Genomic DNA, 18,307 nt, shown 5'->3' on the forward strand with positions numbered 1-18,307 from the left:
AATGGACTTACGCTGCGGACCGTTACTGTTTTTACTGGCCTCAGGTTTTACCCACGCTGAAATCACCGAGCAGCAAATCAAAGCTGACTGTGCCAAAGTCCCGACCTACGCCAGCCAGGGCGAACAGTTCTACAAAGCTAAGAACTACGCAAAAGCGCGTGAAGCTTTTGAAAAGCAGGTCACCTGGAGCGAAGGCTGCCGCCTTGATGATAAAACCGTAGCGACGGCTTACAACAACGTGGCCCTGACCTGGATGCGCGAAGGACAATGGCGTAAGGCGCAGGCCTGGCTGATGATCAATCCCAATGATACGAAGTCGGTCTACAACCTGGGTCTTATCAAAGATAAGCTGGCCGCACTGCCAAAGAACGATTCTCCTGCCGGTGAATACTGGAACTACGCCGGTCTGGCATCCTGGGAAACGCTGGTCATTAAACCTACAGAGAATAAATCAGACTATCAGGTTGATTTTCAGGGTTATTACTTTGGCATGATGGCTCTTTATTATGGCCCAAACATGGGTGAATTCTCAGAACTGGTCACGCTGAAAAACGATAAAGGCGTGATCGCGCTCAGAGAGGGCGACTATATCCACTGCGATATCTCACTTACGGTCACGCCTGAGGGTATCGACGCCAGAACCGACGACCCGCAAAACTGCGGTTTCGGTATGAATGTCAGCGCCGACGGACACTATCTACGGGTTGATTGAGCCTACAAGGTTTACGGCATCTTCGCGCAGCGCTACAATGCCCGCCCTTAATATGGGGGCACTCCCCTAACCGCCTCATTGAGTGAGGCGAGTCTGACCTGTCATCAGAACGAGAAAATTATGTTTAAACCGGAACTCCTTTCCCCGGCGGGAACGCTGAAAAACATGCGTTACGCTTTCGCCTATGGCGCAGACGCTGTGTATGCGGGCCAACCGCGTTACTCACTGCGCGTACGTAACAACGAATTCAACCACGAAAACCTGCAGCTCGGCATTAATGAAGCCCATGAACTGGGTAAAAAATTCTATGTGGTGGTTAACATTGCCCCACACAATGCCAAGCTGAAGACCTTTATTCGTGACCTGAAACCGGTGGTGGAAATGGGACCGGATGCATTGATCATGTCGGACCCGGGTCTTATCATGCTGGTGCGCGAAAACTTCCCCGACATGGACATTCACCTTTCAGTACAGGCTAACGCCGTAAACTGGGCGACAGTGAAATTCTGGAAGCAGATGGGGCTGACCCGAGTGATCCTCTCTCGCGAACTGTCACTGGAAGAAATCGAAGAAATCCGCACTCAGGTGCCGGATATGGAGCTTGAGATCTTCGTTCACGGCGCCCTGTGCATGGCCTACTCCGGTCGCTGCCTGCTCTCTGGCTACATCAACAAGCGTGACCCAAACCAGGGTACCTGTACCAATGCCTGCCGCTGGGAATACAACGTACAGGAAGGCAAAGAAGACGTGGTGGGCAATATCGTGCATAAGTACGAGCCTATCCCGGTACAAAACGTTGAGCCAACGTTAGGTATTGGCGCACCGACAGACAAAGTCTTTATGATTGAAGAAGCCCAGCGTCCGGGTGAGTACATGACCGCGTTTGAAGACGAGCATGGTACTTACATCATGAACTCAAAGGATTTGCGTGCCATTGCCCACGTTGAACGTCTGACGCAGATGGGCGTGCATTCGCTGAAAATCGAAGGCCGTACCAAGTCATATTATTACTGTGCACGTACCGCGCAGGTATATCGCAAAGCCATTGATGATGCCGCGGCCGGTAAACCGTTCGACCCGCAATTGCTGGAAACGCTGGAAGGCCTGGCCCATCGCGGTTACACCGAAGGATTCCTGCGCCGCCATACGCATGACGACTATCAGAACTATGAATACGGTTTCTCCGTTTCCGAGCGTCAGCAGTTTGTCGGCGAATTCACTGGCGAGCGTAAAGGCGAGCTGGCAGCCGTACTGGTGAAAAACAAATTCACCGTTGGCGACAGCCTGGAGCTGATGACCCCACAGGGCAACATCAACTTTACTCTCGAGCAGATGGAAAACGCGAAAGGCGAAGCGATGCCAGTTGCGCCAGGCGATGGTTACACCGTGTGGATGCCTGTACCGGAGGATATCGATCTGAATTATGCATTGTTGATGCGTAATTTTACCGGTGAGTCCACGCGCAACCCGCATGCTAAGTAGTTAATTACGGTTATTTTTCAGCGTTCGGAAGATTCTTAGAAATCGATCACATACCGTTTCGTTCATTAAGGGTATTATCGCTTCCGCTGAAAAACATAACCCATAAATGCTAGCTGTACCAGGAACCACCTCCTTAGCCTGCGTAATCTCCCTTACGCAGGCTTATTTTTTGCCTGCCGTTTAAACTCTGCGAGTCCCCCCTATTCTATTCACTACTTTCAGGCGAAAAAAAACCGGGCATTATGCCCGGCTTATTAGGTGATTAGAAATTAATGTGCTGCTTCTGGCTTGTGCTTTTGCGCACTCTGGAAACCATAGGTCAGCTCATTTTTCTCTTTATCCAGCGCAACGGTCACCTGACCGCCATCCACAAGCGAACCGAACAGCAGTTCGTTAGCCAATGGTTTTTTCAGGTTATCCTGGACCACACGCGTCATTGGACGTGCGCCCATTGCACGGTCGTAGCCTTTCTCTGCCAGCCAGTCACGGGCTTCCTGACTCACTTCCAGAGAGACACCTTTCTGATCCAGCTGAACCTGAAGTTCGACGATAAACTTATCAACAACCTGATGAATCACCTCTGTAGAGAGATGATCGAACCAGATAATGTTGTCGAGACGGTTACGGAATTCCGGCGTAAACACTTTTTTGATTTCGCCCATTGCATCGGTACTGTTGTCCTGATGAATAAGCCCAATCGATTTACGCTCGGTTTCACGCACGCCGGCGTTAGTGGTCATGACCAGCACCACGTTGCGGAAATCCGCTTTACGCCCGTTATTGTCGGTCAGCGTGCCGTTATCCATTACCTGCAGCAGTAGGTTAAAGACGTCCGGATGCGCTTTTTCGATTTCATCCAACAGCAGTACCGCATGCGGATGCTTAATGACTGCATCGGTCAGCAAACCGCCCTGGTCGAAACCAACATATCCCGGAGGCGCACCAATCAGGCGGCTAACGGTGTGGCGTTCCATATATTCGGACATATCAAAACGCAGCAGTTCAATACCCAACGCTTTGGATAGCTGTACCGTGACCTCGGTCTTACCGACGCCAGTTGGTCCGGCAAACAGGAACGAACCGACCGGTTTATGCTCGTGTCCCAGACCGGCACGGCTCATTTTGATCGCTTCAGTCAGCGCCTCAATGGCTTTATCCTGTCCGAATACCAGCATCTTCAGACGGTTACCCAGGTTTTTCAGCGTATCACGATCGCTTTGCGAAACGCTCTTCTCCGGGATCCGCGCAATGCGGGCCACGACGGACTCGATATCCGCCACGTTGACGGTTTTCTTGCGCTTGCTGACCGGCATCAGACGCGCACGCGCGCCCGCCTCGTCGATCACGTCAATCGCTTTATCCGGCAGGTGACGATCGTTAATGTACTTCACCGCCAGTTCGACCGCTGCACGCACCGCTTTGGCGGTATAGCGGACATCATGGTGCGCTTCGTATTTCGGCTTCAGACCGTTGATTATCTGCACGGTCTCTTCGACCGATGGCTCAGTGACATCGATTTTCTGGAAACGGCGCGCTAACGCACGGTCCTTTTCAAAGATATTGCTGAACTCCTGATAAGTAGTAGACCCTATCACACGGATCTTACCGCTGGAGAGCAACGGCTTGATCAGGTTAGCCGCATCCACCTGGCCGCCCGATGCCGCACCCGCACCGATAATGGTATGGATCTCATCGATGAACAGAATGCTGTTAGTATCCTGTTCCAGCTGTTTCAGCAGCGCCTTGAAGCGTTTTTCAAAATCGCCGCGATATTTGGTACCCGCTAGCAGCGAGCCGATATCCAGAGAATAAAGGGTACAATCAGCCATAATTTCAGGCACATCGCCCTGGACGATACGCCAGGCGAGGCCTTCAGCAATCGCGGTTTTACCGACGCCAGACTCTCCCACCAGCAGCGGGTTGTTTTTTCTGCGACGGCACAGTACCTGAATGGCGCGCTCCAGCTCTTTGTCCCGGCCAATGAGCGGATCAATTCCGCCCACACGGGCAAGCTGGTTAAGGTTAGTCGTGAAGTTCTCCATACGGTCCTCCCCGCCAGCTTGCTCTTCGTTATTCGGCTGATTACCAGAGTCAGAAGACTGACTTGGTTCGTCTTTGCGCGTGCCATGAGAAATAAAATTCACCACATCAAGGCGACTCACTTCATGCTTACGCAGCAGATAAGCCGCCTGAGATTCCTGCTCGCTGAAGATAGCGACCAGCACATTCGCGCCGGTAACTTCATTGCGCCCGGAGGACTGAACATGGAAGACCGCACGTTGCAACACTCGCTGAAAACTCAACGTTGGCTGCGTGTCGCGCTCTTCTTCACTGGCAGGCAATACGGGTGTGGTTTGTTCAATGAAGGCTTCGAGTTCCTGACGCAGCGCCACCAGATCCACAGAACACGCTTCCAGCGCTTCGCGGGCCGATGGGTTACTGAGCAACGCCAGTAACAAGTGCTCGACGGTCATAAACTCATGTCGGTGCTCGCGCGCTCTGGCGAAAGCCATGTTTAAACTGAGTTCCAGTTCTTGATTGAGCATAGGCACCTCCCCCAATATTTATGCCTGCATTCAGGCTTTTTCTAGCGTACACAGCAACGGATGCTCGTTCTCCCTCGCATACTTGTTCACCATCGCCACTTTGGTTTCAGCTACTTCGGCAGTGAATACGCCGCAGATCGCTTTACCTTGATAGTGAACTGCAAGCATCAGTTGCGTTGCACGTTCTACATCATAAGAAAAGAATTTTTGTAACACGTCAATAACAAACTCCATCGGAGTGTAATCATCATTGACTAATATCACTTTATACATAGATGGCGGTTTTAGCGCGTCGCGCAATTTATCTTCCGCCAGCAGATCGAAATCCAGCCAGTCGTTCGTCTTACCCATTGTCTGTCGTCATCTTCAGTTACGGTTTCCGGCAGAAAATCTTGCCGCTGACAAGCAGCCTATGCGCACAATCAATCTACCTCAAGTATTAGATAACTATCATCTATTAGTGCCATCCGCGACATCTGTCACATAACCGACAATAGCGTTAACTGCTTCAAATTTTGATGCATTTTTACCCTATTCCGTCTGCCTGGCGCTTGACGCCTCGCCTGATTTCTCTAAATTGTAGTTTCGAGAGTTGGCGAGGTTTTGAACAGCCCCCACTCCGCCACCGGTTCATTCCATCTTACTTATATAAGATTTACGAAGGATGTCGAAGTATGGAAACGGGTACTGTTAAGTGGTTCAACAACGCCAAAGGGTTTGGTTTCATCTGCCCCGAAGGCGGCGGCGAAGATATTTTCGCCCATTACTCCACCATTCAGATGGATGGTTACAGAACGCTAAAAGCCGGACAGTCTGTCCAGTTTGATGTCCACCAGGGGCCAAAAGGCAATCATGCCAGTGTCATCGTGCCTGTCATTGAAGCAGAAGCTGTCGCATAACTCTTCTGTCTCATTGTGTACATCCCGCAGTCAAAATGCCAGCCCTTGCGGCTGGCATTTTTATCTCAGTGGCATTATTCCCGCGCCAGGGCATCTACCGGATCCAGCCGCGCCGCATTTCGTGCTGGTAGCCAGCCAAACAAAATCCCGGTCGCGGTTGAGCACAGAAACGCCGTCAACAAGGCCACGGGTGAGAAACCAATTTCCCAGCCAGGCAGGAATAGCTGAAGCGTAAAGGCGATCAACATCGACAGGCTAATACCTAACGCACCGCCCACCAGACATACCAGCACCGCTTCAATTAAGAACTGCTGCAGCACGTCACTGGCGCGAGCGCCAACCGCCATACGAATGCCAATCTCGCGCGTTCGCTCGGTTACCGAAACCAGCATAATATTCATCACGCCAATCCCACCGACCACCAGCGAAATCACCGCCACCAGCGTCAGGAAGAGTTGTAATGTACGTGTGGTCTTTTCGGCAGTTTTCAAGACGCCGTCCATGTTCCACGTGAAGAAATCTTTCTTACCGTGGCGCAACGTCAACAATCGGGTGAGCTGCTGCTCGGCCTGGGCACTATCAAAACCGTCCTTCACCCGCACGGTTATCGAGTTCAGCCACGACTGCCCCATAATTCGCCCGGACATGGTGCTGTAAGGCAGCCATACCCGCAGGATCTTGCTACTGCCAAACATCGACTGTTTCTCTTCTGCAACGCCGATAACCGTGGCAGGCATATTCCCCACCAGCACGACTTCGCCAACGACTTTCGCTTTATTGGGGAACAACTGACGCCGGGTATTGCTGTCGAGCACCACCACCTGAGCGCGGCCCGCCAGTTGTTCAGCGTTAAAAGTGGTCCCTTCGCTAAACGTCATGCCATAGACGTTGAAATAGTCGCCGCTCACGCCGTTAGCACTGGCTGCCACATCGATATTGCCATAACGTAGCCGCAGGTTCTTCGACACCGCAGGCGTCACCGAACTTACCCATGGCTGCTTCTGTAGCGCCGTTAAATCGTCATACTTCAACGCCTGTTGATATTGCGGGTCGTCGTCGCCGAAGTCTTTGCCAGGGTAGATATCGATGGTATTAGTGCCGATAGCGCGAATATCCGCCAGCACCAGCTGTTTAGCCGCATCGCCAACCACCACGATCGACACCACCGAAGCAATACCGATGATGATCCCAAGCATGGTCAGCAGCGTTCGCATTTTATTCGCGGCCATTGCCAGCCAGGCCATAGTGAGGGCTTCACGAAAACCACTGACAAACTGCCCCCAGCCGGACGCCGCTTTCACCGTCGGCTCCACGATGTCGCGCCCGCCAGAGGGCTTGTGCGACGGAGGATTGCGCACAATCTCGCCGTCACGAATTTCAATGACGCGTTCAGCCTGCGCGGCGACCTGGCTATCGTGAGTGACGATAATCACCGTATGCCCGCGATCGCGCAACTGATGCAAAATCGCCATCACCTCTTCGCCGGAATGGCTGTCCAGCGCACCGGTGGGTTCGTCAGCAAGGATCACTTGCCCACCGTTCATCAGCGCACGCGCAATACTGACCCGCTGCTGCTGACCACCGGAAAGTTGAGAAGGCTGATAGTCAACTCTGTCACCCAGCCCCAGCCGCTGAAGGAGTTCCTGCGCACGAGCCAGGCGCTGTTTGCGTTCGGTGCCAGCGTAGACCGCGGGTACCTCAACATTTTGCGCGGCGGTTAAATGCGACAGCAAATGATAACGCTGGAAGATAAAACCGAAATGCTCACGACGCAGTTGCGCTAGCGCATCGCTATCCAGCGTGGAGACATCACGCCCGGCAACCCGATACGTACCGCTGGTGGGTTTATCCAGACAGCCGAGAATGTTCATCAGCGTCGATTTACCCGAGCCAGACGCCCCGACAATCGCCACCATTTCCCCGGCCTGAATGCTCAAGGATACGTCCTTCAACACCTCAACCTGGCCTTCGCCTGACGGATAGCTGCGGCGGATATTGCTCAGTTCAAGCAATGCCGTCATTTTGCAGCTCCAGCGTTGCCCTCACCGGTGATGACTTCATCCCCCTCTTCAAGCCCTTTCACGATCTCCACATCGGTGTCATTACGCGCGCCGATAATCACTTCACGTTCGCGGGTTTCGCCGTTGCGCAGCAGCCTGACGTTATAACGATTGTTGCCGATAGGATCGCCCAATGCCGACAGCGGGATCGTCAAGACATTTTTAACATCCGTAAGCTGAATATGGACCTGCGCGGTCATATCCAGGCGCAGGATCCCTTTCGGGTTGGGAACTTCGAAGCGAGCATAGTAGAAAATAGCGTCATTCACTTTTTCTGGCGTCGGAAGAACATCTTTGAGCTTACCTTCGTAACGCGTCTGCGGATCGCCGAGAACGGTAAACCAGGCCTTTTGCCCAGGATGCAGATGAATCACATCCGCCTCGGAAACCTGCGCTTTCACCAGCATGGTGCTCATATCGGCCAGCGTCAGAATGTTAGGTGCCTGCTGGGCGGCAATAACGGTTTGCCCCTGCAGGGTAGTAATTTGCGTGACTTCACCTGCCATTGGCGCGACGATGCGGGTGTAATCAAGGTTAGTTTTTGCCGTATCAAGAGAGGCCTGATTACGCTTAATTTGTGCGTCAATTGTGCCGATTTGCGCCTGTTTTACCGCCATCTCGGTAGCCGCGGTGTCGAGATCCTGCTGTGAGACCGCCTGGGTTTTCGCCAACTGTTGCTGACGGGAAAGCGTCACCCGCGCCAGTTTCCACTCGGCTTCAGCCTGTAACCGCTGGGCGCGTAATTCCATCAGCGTCGCTTCGACCTCTTTGATCTGGTTTTGCGCCTGTTCAGGATCGATAACGCCGAGCAGTTGATCTTTTTTTACTTTGTCGCCAATCGCGACAGACAGCGTTTTTAACTGCCCACTGACCTGCGCCCCGACGTCAACTTTACGCAGCGCATCCAGTTTCCCGGTTGCCAGTACGCTTTGCTGCAGATCGCCCGGACGAACAATTAAGGTTTGATACTGAGGTAAAGGCGCATTAAGCGTTCGCCAAAGTGCAATTATCGCCACAATAATGATGATGGCGAAAAGAATATAGCGTTTTTTGATTTTTCCCTTGAGCTTCATAAATGTCCCAATTTCCCCCAATACGTCCACCAGAGTGAAGTGTTAAACATCAACGTTAAATAAATAGCCGTTGAAAAATGCAAGAATAACAGAGTTATTGATGAATGGTTAAGATCCGCTGTGCTGAAATTAGTGCCAGAGTATCCATCGGATTGTTATTATGAGCCAGCTAACTGACAGCACTTTTCATTCTTCAAAACCAGTCACAAGTTTTAGTCTCTTTTGTAGCCTGATGACCGGACATTGGCGCCCCGGAAAATTTTGGCATCAGCGAAGCTTTCGTCGTAAGTTTTTGTTGCGCTCAGCGCTTATGCCGAGATTAACGCGTGAATGGATGTCTGAGCTGGCACAATGGCCTGACCTGGATAGCGTACTTGCACGCCAGCCTCGATTGCCGGTTCGTTTGCATCGCGCCTATCTTGCGCAAAACCTTGACCGGAAGACGAAACTGGATGCTGTGCGTTATCATTACCATGCTATCCGCAGCTCTTTTTCAACCACTGAGTTTAAGGATTATTTAAGTGCAGATGGATTACAACTGGCACAAATTGAAGGCAAAAACAGCGAAATATTTAACGTAATAATGGCCTCATTTATCTCACTGGATAAAGAAGGTGAAAGCACCATTTTGGTACGTAATTGCGCTGGCGAGACTTTAGCGGAAATGACGTTTACGCTATGCAATTATCATGGAAGCAGTACGTTGTTTATTGGCGGGTTACAGGGAGGCAGCCGATTACTGCCACATGAAGAAATTCAAAAAGCGACCAAGTCATGCCATGGGATTTTCCCAAAACGTATTGTGATGGAAGCCATTTGCTGTTTTGCAGAACAATTGAATGTCGAACAAATTCTTGCTGTCAGCAATGAACAGCATATTTTTCGCAGCCCTCGTTACCACGACAAAAACAAGGTAATCCTTTCCGACTACAACACATTTTGGGAGTCGGTTGGCGGTGAGTGCGACAGCCACGGTTACTATCATATTCCACGCACAATGGCGCGAAAAAGCGAAGCGGACATTGCCAGCAAAAAACGCGCGGAATACCGCCGTCGCTATCAGCTACTGGACAGCATCCACTCGCAGCTGTCGTCGATGTTTCGCCACTAATCCGCTCTGCCGCGTGCCAACCACAGCACGCGGGAAAACATTTTTCGCAGCAACGTTGGCACCGCGTCAACGCCGCGCCGCCCGGCTTCCATCGCCACCTCAATGGCTAAATCTGGTTTTGACGACCGGTGAATCGCTTTTGAGATAATTTTGCGCATATTCATGGGCACGTTTTCGGGGATTTGCGCCACCCGGTGAAAAACGTCAGCGAATCCCTGGCGATACATAAAGTGTTCCATATCCAGCGCGGGGAGCATGGTTAAATGATCGCGCTCTTCTTCCCTGTCGTTATTCAATAAACTCCGCACCGTAGCGGCATACTTTTTCCCGGCTTCATCTCCATCGACCAGCACATGCCACTCGATTCCCATCCGGCGGGCAAACTTAACCAGCGGCTTAAGTCCAGACTGGGCAAATTCAATCACCTTGATACCTTCCGCGTCAAAATGGTGGCCGCACTGTCGGGCCAGTTCGTTAATGACCCAGGTTTCCGTTTCGCCTTCCACCAGTAGCCAGCAGCGAGCAAACAACGACGAAGCACGATTGAAACGAATATGGAAGGCAATGCGCCGACCATCTTCTGCGCTGATCCCACCCGGTCCAAGCCGCCAGGCAGCAACCCGGGAGGATTCACGCACCAGGCGGACAACGTGTTCCACGGGCGTGAGGGACAGCAGTTCACCAGAGTTGGTAGTCGCTACCCGCTGCAGAGGCAGTAAATTCAGCAGGTGCCAGGCAACGGAGAGCATAATAGGATGTAAACGCGTTTCCGGATCTTCGACCAGCAGCAAAGGCCGGGCGTCTTTATCCAGTCTCAGCGTACCTTTGGCCTGTAACAACGTTGAAAACAGGCCCAGCAGGATCACCCGGTGCGTGCGTCCGCCGGGTTTATCAATCATCCGGTTGATAATATCCAGATAGCGCCAGCTACGTTGTTCGTTATTAGAACGCCGACGCATCAGACGATAGCGGGACTGGCCGGAACCCTGCTCAGAAAAATAGTGTTCTAACAGCTGGACCATAGCCGATAGCCCCTGACGTATCTGCCCATCTGTCAGGTTTTGCGGTCGGGTGGCCAATTCGCGCGCCAGAAAATCCAGTTGCCGGGCGGTCACTTCGACATCCGCCGAATCCGGCACCGTACCGTTACGGATACGTCGCATGAAACGCGCGTCGCGCAGGCGCAGGACCGGCATCAAACGCACGAGATGCCGCGCCATATCGTTAATGTCGTCAAGAGTGAGCGGGTGGCCCTCGCCATCAAGAAAACTGCGTAACGTCAGAACGCTACCATCATCCGCACATTCACCTTCCAGCCGATAGAAAATGCGGTGATAGCCATCCTGGCACTGCGTCCAGCAGTTTTCCAGAGGACGATATCTGCGTACGCGGTGGCGACCCGGTTGAGACTCACGAAAGGTCAGGATGATATGCAGGTGATGTTCCCGCCCTTGTATATCACCCGGCGGGAACCAAAAATCTTCGCGGTCAAAGTGGTACAAATCAGTTTCCGGTGACAGCAGAAGGGTTAAGGCATCCAGCAGACTGGACTTCCCCCACGCGTTCTCCCCAATCAGCACGTTGCTCTGCTCCAGCATCAACGACAGACGGTTAATACCACGAAATCCAACAATCTCAACGCGTTCGAGAATCATATAGCCTCCGGAAATGCTAACTTTTTCCTTCAAGTTATCAGGAGTATAACGGCAAGCGGGCGCGCAGGACACCCGATATCATCAGGAGGTTAGTCGCAGAAATTGAATAATATAAGAATATTCTTCTTATGTTTTCCTCGGAATATTATTTCAGAACTCAATCATCACCTTTTTCTAATTGAACTATGCTTCATTCATCCAATATTCATAAAGGAATAACAACATATTGCCTTAAATCAAATTTTTTCATCAATTTAACTGGCGAAGGGATGATTTTTTTATCTAAAATACCCGCTCTTTCATCATCGTCCCTTTTTAGCGATGAATTACCGGGCAAGGAACACGAACCCGGAACTTTTAATTGAGGTGGTTATGTTCAGGAAATTAGCAGCCGAATTCTTCGGTACGTTTTGGCTCGTCTTTGGCGGGTGCGGTAGCGCAATACTGGCCGCAGCATTCCCGGAGTTGGGTATTGGATTTGCCGGTGTGGCCCTGGCGTTTGGTCTGACCGTACTGACCATGGCATTCGCCGTAGGTCATATTTCCGGTGGGCACTTTAACCCAGCGGTAACCTTCGGTTTATGGGCTGGCGGTCGCTTCCCGGCAAAAGACGTTATTGGTTATGTTATTGCTCAGGTTGTGGGCGGTATTGTTGCAGCAGCGGCGCTGTATCTTATTGCCAGCGGTAAAGCAGGTTTTGATGCCTCCGCCAGCGGTTTTGCCTCGAACGGCTTTGGTGAACATTCACCAGGCGGCTATTCCATGCTTTCTGCCGTAGTAATTGAAATTATTCTGACCGCTGGTTTCTTATTAGTAATCCATGGCGCAACTGATAAACATGCTCCGGCAGGTTTTGCCCCCATTGCGATTGGTCTGGCGTTAACCCTGATCCACTTGATCAGTATTCCGGTTACCAACACGTCGGTAAACCCGGCGCGTAGTACCGCAGTAGCCATCTTCCAGGGTGGCTGGGCGTTACAACAATTGTGGTTCTTCTGGGTTATGCCGATTATCGGTGGGGTTCTCGGCGGTCTTATTTACCGCACCCTGCTCGAAAAACGCGATTAATCGCTAACAAAAAGGCCTGGCGAAAGTCAGGTCTTTTTTTTCCTCTCTATATTTCCTTTTATTTGCAACTTTACTCCCCTCTTTGCATTGAGTAGTGTGTGCTGGCGCATTTCGTCTTACATCTCAGCAAGGATCGGGTTTTCATGTTTTCAGGGCTGTTAATCATTCTGGTTCCCCTTATTGTGGGCTACCTTATTCCGCTTCGGCACAGGGCTGCATTAAAACTCATCAATCGCCTGTTGAGCTGGATCGTCTACCTTATTCTCTTTTTTATGGGTATCAGTCTGGCGTTTCTGGATAATCTCGCCAGTAACCTGCTGGCCATTCTTCATTATTCTGCAGTCAGCGTGACGGTCATTTTGCTGTGTAATATCGCGGCGCTGTTCTGGCTGGAGCGTACGCTGCCCTGGCGACATAATCACAAGCAAGAAAAGCTCCCCTCACGAATTGCAATGGCGCTTGAGTCACTTCAGCTTTGCGGCGTCGTCGTCGTCGGTTTTCTGCTCGGCCTCACCGGTCTTCCCATTCTGCAGCACGCCACCGAAGCCAGCGAATATACGTTAATCTTTTTACTGTTCCTGGTGGGGATCCAACTGCGCAACAGCGGTATGACCTTAAAGCAAATTGTGCTGAATCGCCGGGGGATGATTGTGGCGGTGGTGGTGGTCGCCAGTTCGATGCTGGCGGGGGTTATCAATGCGTTGATTCTCGGCCTGCCGCTGAAAACCGCGCTGGCGATGGCGTCAGGTTTTGGCTGGTATTCCCTGTCAGGTATTTTGTTGACCGAATCGTTCGGCCCGGTAATTGGGAGTGCAGCCTTCTTCAACGACCTGGCGCGCGAGCTGATCGCCATTATGTTGATTCCAGGACTGGTTGGCCGTAGCCGCTCTACCGCGTTGGGGCTATGTGGCGCGACATCAATGGATTTCACCCTGCCCGTACTACAACGCAGCGGCGGCCTGGAAATGGTCCCGGCAGCCATCGTTCACGGTTTTATTCTGAGTCTGTTAGTGCCTCTGCTGATGGCGTTTTTCTCCGCCTGAAACCCGAACAAATACCTCCCTGGCGGTAGTCAGCTACCGCCAAAATTGCGCTAAATCAATCTCCCTGCAAGTTGTAGCAGAAATCCCTTTTATCCCTTCGCGCACAGGCATAACCTTAAACATGTATATTAAATATAACTTTAAAAAGGTGTGACCATGTTTTGTGTGCAATGTGAACAAACCATCCGTACTCCGGCAGGAAACGGCTGCTCTTACGCGCAGGGTATGTGCGGTAAAACGGCTGAAACCTCCGATTTGCAGGATCTGCTGATTGCTTCCCTACAAGGTCTGTCTGCATGGGCTGTTAAAGCACGTGAATACGGCATTATCGACCACGAGGTTGATAACTTTGCGCCGCGTGCATTCTTCTCCACGCTGACCAACGTAAACTTCGATTCCCCACGTATTGTTGGCTATGCCCGTGAAGCTATCGCCATGCGCGACGCCCTGAAAGCGCAATGCCTGAACATCGACGCGAACGCAGCGGTCGCCAACCCGATGGCCGATCTGCAACTGGTCAGCGACGATCTGGGCGACCTGCAACGTCAGGCCGCTGAATTTACCCCGAACAAAGACAAAGCAGCCATCGGCGAGAATATTCTCGGCCTGCGTCTGCTGTGCCTTTACGGCCTGAAAGGTGCGGCAGCTTACATGGAGCACGCGCACGTTCTCGGCCAGTACGACAACGACATCTATGCTCAGTACCACAAAATCATGGCGTGGCTGGGTACCTGGCCTTCCGATATGAACGCTCTGCTGGAGTGCTCAATGGAAATCGGCCAGATGAACTTCAAAGTGATGAGCATTCTGGACGCCGGTGAAACCACCAAATACGGTCACCCGACTCCGACTCAGGTCAACGTCAAAGCCACCGAAGGTAAGTGCATTCTGATCTCCGGTCACGACCTGAAAGATCTGTACAACCTGCTGGAGCAAACCGAAGGTACCGGCGTTAACGTCTATACCCACGGTGAAATGCTGCCGGCACACGGTTACCCAGAACTGCGTAAATTCAAACACCTGATCGGTAACTACGGCAGCGGCTGGCAGAATCAGCAGGTTGAATTCGCCCGCTTCCCAGGTCCAATCGTGATGACCTCTAACTGCATCATCGACCCAACCGTTGGCGCGTACGACGACCGTATCTGGACCCGTAGCATCGTCGGCTGGCCGGGCGTGAGCCATCTCGAAGGCGACAACTTCGGTCCGGTAATTGCTCAGGCACAGCAAATGGCGGGCTTCCCGTATAGCGAAATTCCGCACCTGATAACCGTAGGTTTTGGTCGTCAAACCCTGCTGGGCGCCGCGGATACCCTGATCGACCTGGTCAGCCGTGAAAAACTGCGTCACATCTTCCTGGTGGGCGGTTGTGACGGCGCACGTGGCGAACGTAACTACTTCACCGATTTCGCGACCAGCGTACCGGACGACTGCCTGATCCTGACCCTGGCGTGCGGTAAATACCGTTTCAACAAACTGGAGTTCGGCGATATCGAAGGTCTGCCGCGTCTGGTGGATGCCGGTCAGTGTAACGATGCTTACTCTGCCATCATCCTGGCGGTAACCCTGGCTGAGAAACTGGGCTGTGGCGTGAACGATCTGCCGTTGTCTCTGGTGCTCTCCTGGTTCGAACAGAAAGCGATTGTTATCCTGCTGACCCTGCTGTCTCTGGGCGTGAAAAATATCGTTACTGGCCCGACCGCGCCAGGCTTCTTCACACCGGACCTGCTGGCCGTGCTCAACGAGAAGTTCGGTCTGCGTTCCGTGACCACCGTTGAAGAAGACATGAAGCAATTGCTGAGCGCGTAAGGAGTAAAGAATGACAATGCCAACTCATCAGTGCCCATGGCGGATGCAGGTTCATCACATCCATCAGGAAACGCCGGATGTATGGACAATTTCGTTGCTGTGCCACGACTATTATCCATACCGCGCCGGGCAGTATGCACTGGTCAGCGTACGTAATTCAGCGGACACGCTGCGTGCTTACACCATCTCTTCAACGCCGGGCGTTAGCGAATACATCACGCTGACCATCCGCCGGATTGACGATGGCGCAGGCTCACAGTGGCTGACCCGCGACGTGAAGCGCGGCGACTATATCTGGCTGTCTGATGCAATGGGTGAATTCACCTGTGAAGATAAAGCGGAAGACAAGTTCCTGATGCTGGCCGCCGGCTGCGGCGTTACGCCAATCATGTCAATGCGCCGCTGGTTGGCAAAATACCGCCCACAGGCTGATGTGCAGGTGATCTTCAACGTACGTTCTCCGCAAGATGTTATTTTTGCCGACGAATGGCGCGAGTATCCGGTGACATTAGTTGCTGAAAACAATGCCACTGAAGGTTTTGTTTCCGGCCGACTGACTACCGAACTGCTGCAAAGCGTTCCGGACCTCGCCTCGCGCACCGTGATGACCTGTGGCCCGGCGCCGTACATGGATCTGGTCGAGAAAGAAGTCAAAGCGCTGGGCGTGACGCGCTTCTTTAAAGAGCAGTTCTTTACCCCGGTGGCTGAAGCCGCCACCAGCGGTCTGAAGTTCACTAAACTGCAGCCGGCGAAAGAGTTTTATGCGCCGGTGGGCAGTACGCTGCTGGAAGCGCTGGAAAGCAATAAAGTACCGGTTGTTGCCGCTTGCCGTGCAGGCGTTTGCGGCTGCTGCAAAACCAAAGTGGTTGACGGTAACTACACGGTAAGCAGCACCATGACGCTGACCGACGCAGAAATCGCTGAAGGTTATGTACTGGCGTGCTCCTGCCATCCGCAGAGTGACTTAGTGCTGGCGTAATCGCCTGATATCAGATGTACAAAAGGCTACCTGGCTATACCGGGTGGCCTTTTTTTATCCTGTCAGGCGCTGCAAAATTCTGATTTTTCCATCCCCAAGGGCAAAATAGCACCTTCCTCCCGCCAATTATCGACCACACTTACCCTGCACAACGTAAGCAATATCCCCGACTACCACGTCGAACTTTCTACAAGGATCCCCATGAAAAAAGTGGCCATTGTCGGCGTCGGTCCCACCGGTATTTATACGTTTTATGCCCTGGTTGAGCGTGGTGAACCGCTGGAGATACAGCTTTATGAGCAAGCTGAGGAAGCGGGCGTCGGCATGCCTTATAACAGCGACAACAACGCAGAACACATGTTGGCAAATATAGCCAGCATCGAGATCCCACCGATTTATATCAGCTATCTGACGTGGCTACAAAATCAAAGCGATGACTACCTGGCGCAGTTTCGAATTGAACGCACCTCTTTGCATGAGCGGCAATTTTTGCCCCGCGTGATCCTCGGCGACTATTATCGCGATCGTTTTTTAGCCATCGTCGATAACGCACAAAGAGCCGGTTTTACAATTCGCATATATGAATCAAGCCAGGTCACCGACCTGCAAGCAACGTCGAATGGGGTCTCCCTGTGGATCAACCGCGCGTCCGAACCCGTTGAGGTGGATTTCGCCGCTATCGCTACCGGTCATCTGTGGCCCGAAACGGATGCTCAGGCACGCAAGTTTTTCCCCAGTCCGTGGACCGGTCTGATGGACGCCGAGATTAGCGCTTGCAGGGTGGGGATTCTGGGCACATCGCTAAGCGCTATCGACGCAGCGATGGCCGTGGTCTGTCAGCATGGCACCTTTACGACCAATACCGACCATTCACTGCGGTTCACACGTAAACCTGACAGCCAAAATCTGAAACTGACCCTGATGTCGCGCAGCGGGGTGCTGCCTGAAGCTGATTTTTACTGCCCTCTTCCCTATGAACCGCTGAATATCGCGACGCCAGAAGCGATTGAAGACGCCATTGCCCGGGGCCAAAACGGATTGCTGGACCGCATCTTCCGCCTTATTGCTCGACAACTGCAAGATGCGGCGCCAGGGTGGTGCCAACAGATAACACTTGCGACGCTTAACGCCGACACATTCCCCGAAGTCTATTTTGCCGACAGGATCAGGCATGACCCTTTTGACTGGGCGAGACGTAATCTGGTGGAGGTTGAACGCAACAAGCAGGTACAACATACCGTCGCCTGGCGATATACCTTGCTGCGCCTGCACGAGGTTATCGAAGAGATAGTCCCTCATCTTGATGACTGCGACGAAAAACGTTTCAGGCGCGGACTGGCGCGCGTATTTATTGATAACTATGCGGCTATCCCGTCTGAGTCTGTCCGCCGACTGCTGGCGCTGCACGACGCCGGGCTGATAGAGATCCTCGCGCTCTGCTCAGATTATGAGCGTATGAATGAACAGGGAATGACGGTGATTTACCACCAGAGCCAGCGCCACGAATTTGATGTATTTATTGACGCCCGAGGACAACGGGCATTGCAGAGCAAAGATATCCCGTTCCCAACGCTACGCGATCAACTGCTGGCTTGTGGCGATGAGATCCCGGAGATTGGCGAGGATTACACACTGCAAGCGCCGGAGTATGCCCGCAATCGCATCGCTTTTGGCGGGCTGCCGTGGTTGATGCACGATCGTCCGTTCATTCAGGGACTGGTGGTCAGCGCTGAAATAGGCGCCGCGATGGCCAAAGCATTGACGCAGCGAGCGCTGAGACGTCGGCACAAACTCTGGAACAGAGACGACATAGATTAGCTACACAATGAACGACGAGGCGGAGCAAGGCTACGCGTTCCCGCCTCTGTAT

General features: G+C 52.5%; 14 protein-coding genes. 9 read left to right on the forward strand and 5 right to left on the reverse strand.

Annotated elements, in window-relative coordinates; all coding sequences use genetic code 11:
- Nucleotide 1 precedes the first annotated feature (1 nt).
- Together OGV94_RS08285 and trhP are read left to right on the forward strand one after the other, a co-directional pair.
- On the forward strand, nt 2-712 hold the full coding sequence (locus OGV94_RS08285) for a tetratricopeptide repeat protein (protein ID WP_043017945.1): 711 nt from the start codon (nt 2-4) through the stop codon (nt 710-712).
- Nucleotides 713-832: 120 nt separating this feature from the next.
- The gene (gene trhP / locus OGV94_RS08290) at nt 833-2,194 is read left to right on the forward strand and encodes a prephenate-dependent tRNA uridine(34) hydroxylase TrhP (RefSeq protein WP_043016896.1); all 1,362 of its coding nucleotides are present in this window, start codon (nt 833-835) and stop codon (nt 2,192-2,194) included.
- Between the two features lie 269 nt (nt 2,195-2,463).
- On the opposite strand, the gene clpA is transcribed toward trhP, so the two are convergent.
- The gene (gene clpA / locus OGV94_RS08295) at nt 2,464-4,740 is read right to left on the reverse strand and encodes an ATP-dependent Clp protease ATP-binding subunit ClpA (RefSeq protein ID WP_003036804.1); all 2,277 of its coding nucleotides are present in this window, start codon (nt 4,738-4,740) and stop codon (nt 2,464-2,466) included.
- A gap of 30 nt (nt 4,741-4,770) precedes the next feature.
- On the reverse strand, nt 4,771-5,091 hold the full coding sequence (gene clpS / locus OGV94_RS08300) for an ATP-dependent Clp protease adapter ClpS (protein WP_003036810.1): 321 nt from the start codon (nt 5,089-5,091) through the stop codon (nt 4,771-4,773).
- Between the two features lie 323 nt (nt 5,092-5,414).
- Between clpS and cspD the strand changes: the two genes are divergently transcribed.
- Nucleotides 5,415-5,639 carry a cold shock-like protein CspD gene (cspD, locus tag OGV94_RS08305; RefSeq protein ID WP_003036813.1) on the forward strand — a complete coding sequence of 75 codons (225 nt, stop codon included), beginning with the start codon at nt 5,415-5,417 and terminating at the stop codon, nt 5,637-5,639.
- A 74-nt stretch (nt 5,640-5,713) separates the two neighbouring features.
- On the opposite strand, the gene macB is transcribed toward cspD, so the two are convergent.
- On the reverse strand, nt 5,714-7,660 hold the full coding sequence (gene macB / locus OGV94_RS08310; RefSeq protein WP_043016897.1) for a macrolide ABC transporter ATP-binding protein/permease MacB: 1,947 nt from the start codon (nt 7,658-7,660) through the stop codon (nt 5,714-5,716).
- The gene (macA, locus tag OGV94_RS08315) at nt 7,657-8,772 is read right to left on the reverse strand and encodes a macrolide transporter subunit MacA (RefSeq protein ID WP_080624943.1); all 1,116 of its coding nucleotides are present in this window, start codon (nt 8,770-8,772) and stop codon (nt 7,657-7,659) included. The genes macB and macA overlap by 4 nt, the downstream gene beginning before the upstream one ends.
- 160 nt (nt 8,773-8,932) lie before the next feature.
- Here macA and OGV94_RS08320 point away from each other — a divergent pair, with 160 nt between their 5' ends.
- Nucleotides 8,933-9,883, forward strand: coding sequence for a VirK/YbjX family protein (locus OGV94_RS08320; RefSeq protein WP_286523059.1), 951 nt, complete (start codon nt 8,933-8,935; stop codon nt 9,881-9,883).
- Here OGV94_RS08320 and OGV94_RS08325 read toward each other — a convergent pair.
- Complete coding sequence (locus OGV94_RS08325) at nt 9,880-11,538, reverse strand: ATP-dependent endonuclease (RefSeq protein WP_043016900.1); 1,659 nt, start codon at nt 11,536-11,538, stop codon at nt 9,880-9,882. The genes OGV94_RS08320 and OGV94_RS08325 overlap by 4 nt on opposite strands.
- Before the next feature lie 372 nt (nt 11,539-11,910).
- Between OGV94_RS08325 and aqpZ the strand changes: the two genes are divergently transcribed.
- From aqpZ to OGV94_RS08350, 5 genes are all read left to right on the forward strand, one after another.
- A complete protein-coding gene (gene aqpZ / locus OGV94_RS08330) occupies nt 11,911-12,606 on the forward strand; it encodes an aquaporin Z (RefSeq protein WP_043016901.1) in 696 nt (231 codons plus the stop codon).
- 143 nt (nt 12,607-12,749) lie between these two features.
- Nucleotides 12,750-13,649, forward strand: a complete 900-nt coding sequence (locus OGV94_RS08335; RefSeq protein ID WP_075145938.1) for a LysO family transporter — start codon at nt 12,750-12,752, stop codon at nt 13,647-13,649.
- A 156-nt stretch (nt 13,650-13,805) separates the two neighbouring features.
- Entirely contained in the window at nt 13,806-15,458 is a 1,653-nt protein-coding gene (hcp, locus tag OGV94_RS08340) for a hydroxylamine reductase (protein ID WP_047410063.1), read from the forward strand.
- A gap of 10 nt (nt 15,459-15,468) precedes the next feature.
- Nucleotides 15,469-16,437 (forward strand): NADH oxidoreductase, encoded by a 969-nt coding sequence (gene hcr, locus OGV94_RS08345; RefSeq protein WP_043016904.1) that lies wholly within the window; start codon nt 15,469-15,471, stop codon nt 16,435-16,437.
- A 201-nt stretch (nt 16,438-16,638) separates the two neighbouring features.
- Nucleotides 16,639-18,255, forward strand: a complete 1,617-nt coding sequence (locus OGV94_RS08350) for an FAD-NAD(P)-binding protein (protein ID WP_286523061.1) — start codon at nt 16,639-16,641, stop codon at nt 18,253-18,255.
- Nucleotides 18,256-18,307 lie beyond the last annotated feature (52 nt).

The organism is Citrobacter sp. Ce006 (assembly GCF_030336535.1).
GTDB classification, from domain to species: domain Bacteria; phylum Pseudomonadota; class Gammaproteobacteria; order Enterobacterales; family Enterobacteriaceae; genus Citrobacter; species Citrobacter europaeus.

Excerpts from the sequence above, each read along its gene's own strand:
- OGV94_RS08285 (WP_043017945.1), top strand. The coding sequence starts at position 2 with ATGGACTTACGCTGCGGACCGTTACTGTTTTTACTGGCCTCAGGTTTT.
- trhP (WP_043016896.1), top strand. The coding sequence starts at position 833 with ATGTTTAAACCGGAACTCCTTTCCCCGGCGGGAACGCTGAAAAACATG.
- clpA (WP_003036804.1), bottom strand. The coding sequence starts at position 4,740 with ATGCTCAATCAAGAACTGGAACTCAGTTTAAACATGGCTTTCGCCAGA.
- clpS (WP_003036810.1), bottom strand. The coding sequence starts at position 5,091 with ATGGGTAAGACGAACGACTGGCTGGATTTCGATCTGCTGGCGGAAGAT.
- cspD (WP_003036813.1), top strand. The coding sequence starts at position 5,415 with ATGGAAACGGGTACTGTTAAGTGGTTCAACAACGCCAAAGGGTTTGGT.
- macB (WP_043016897.1), bottom strand. The coding sequence starts at position 7,660 with ATGACGGCATTGCTTGAACTGAGCAATATCCGCCGCAGCTATCCGTCA.
- macA (WP_080624943.1), bottom strand. The coding sequence starts at position 8,772 with ATGAAGCTCAAGGGAAAAATCAAAAAACGCTATATTCTTTTCGCCATC.
- OGV94_RS08320 (WP_286523059.1), top strand. The coding sequence starts at position 8,933 with ATGAGCCAGCTAACTGACAGCACTTTTCATTCTTCAAAACCAGTCACA.
- OGV94_RS08325 (WP_043016900.1), bottom strand. The coding sequence starts at position 11,538 with ATGATTCTCGAACGCGTTGAGATTGTTGGATTTCGTGGTATTAACCGT.
- aqpZ (WP_043016901.1), top strand. The coding sequence starts at position 11,911 with ATGTTCAGGAAATTAGCAGCCGAATTCTTCGGTACGTTTTGGCTCGTC.
- OGV94_RS08335 (WP_075145938.1), top strand. The coding sequence starts at position 12,750 with ATGTTTTCAGGGCTGTTAATCATTCTGGTTCCCCTTATTGTGGGCTAC.
- hcp (WP_047410063.1), top strand. The coding sequence starts at position 13,806 with ATGTTTTGTGTGCAATGTGAACAAACCATCCGTACTCCGGCAGGAAAC.
- hcr (WP_043016904.1), top strand. The coding sequence starts at position 15,469 with ATGACAATGCCAACTCATCAGTGCCCATGGCGGATGCAGGTTCATCAC.
- OGV94_RS08350 (WP_286523061.1), top strand. The coding sequence starts at position 16,639 with ATGAAAAAAGTGGCCATTGTCGGCGTCGGTCCCACCGGTATTTATACG.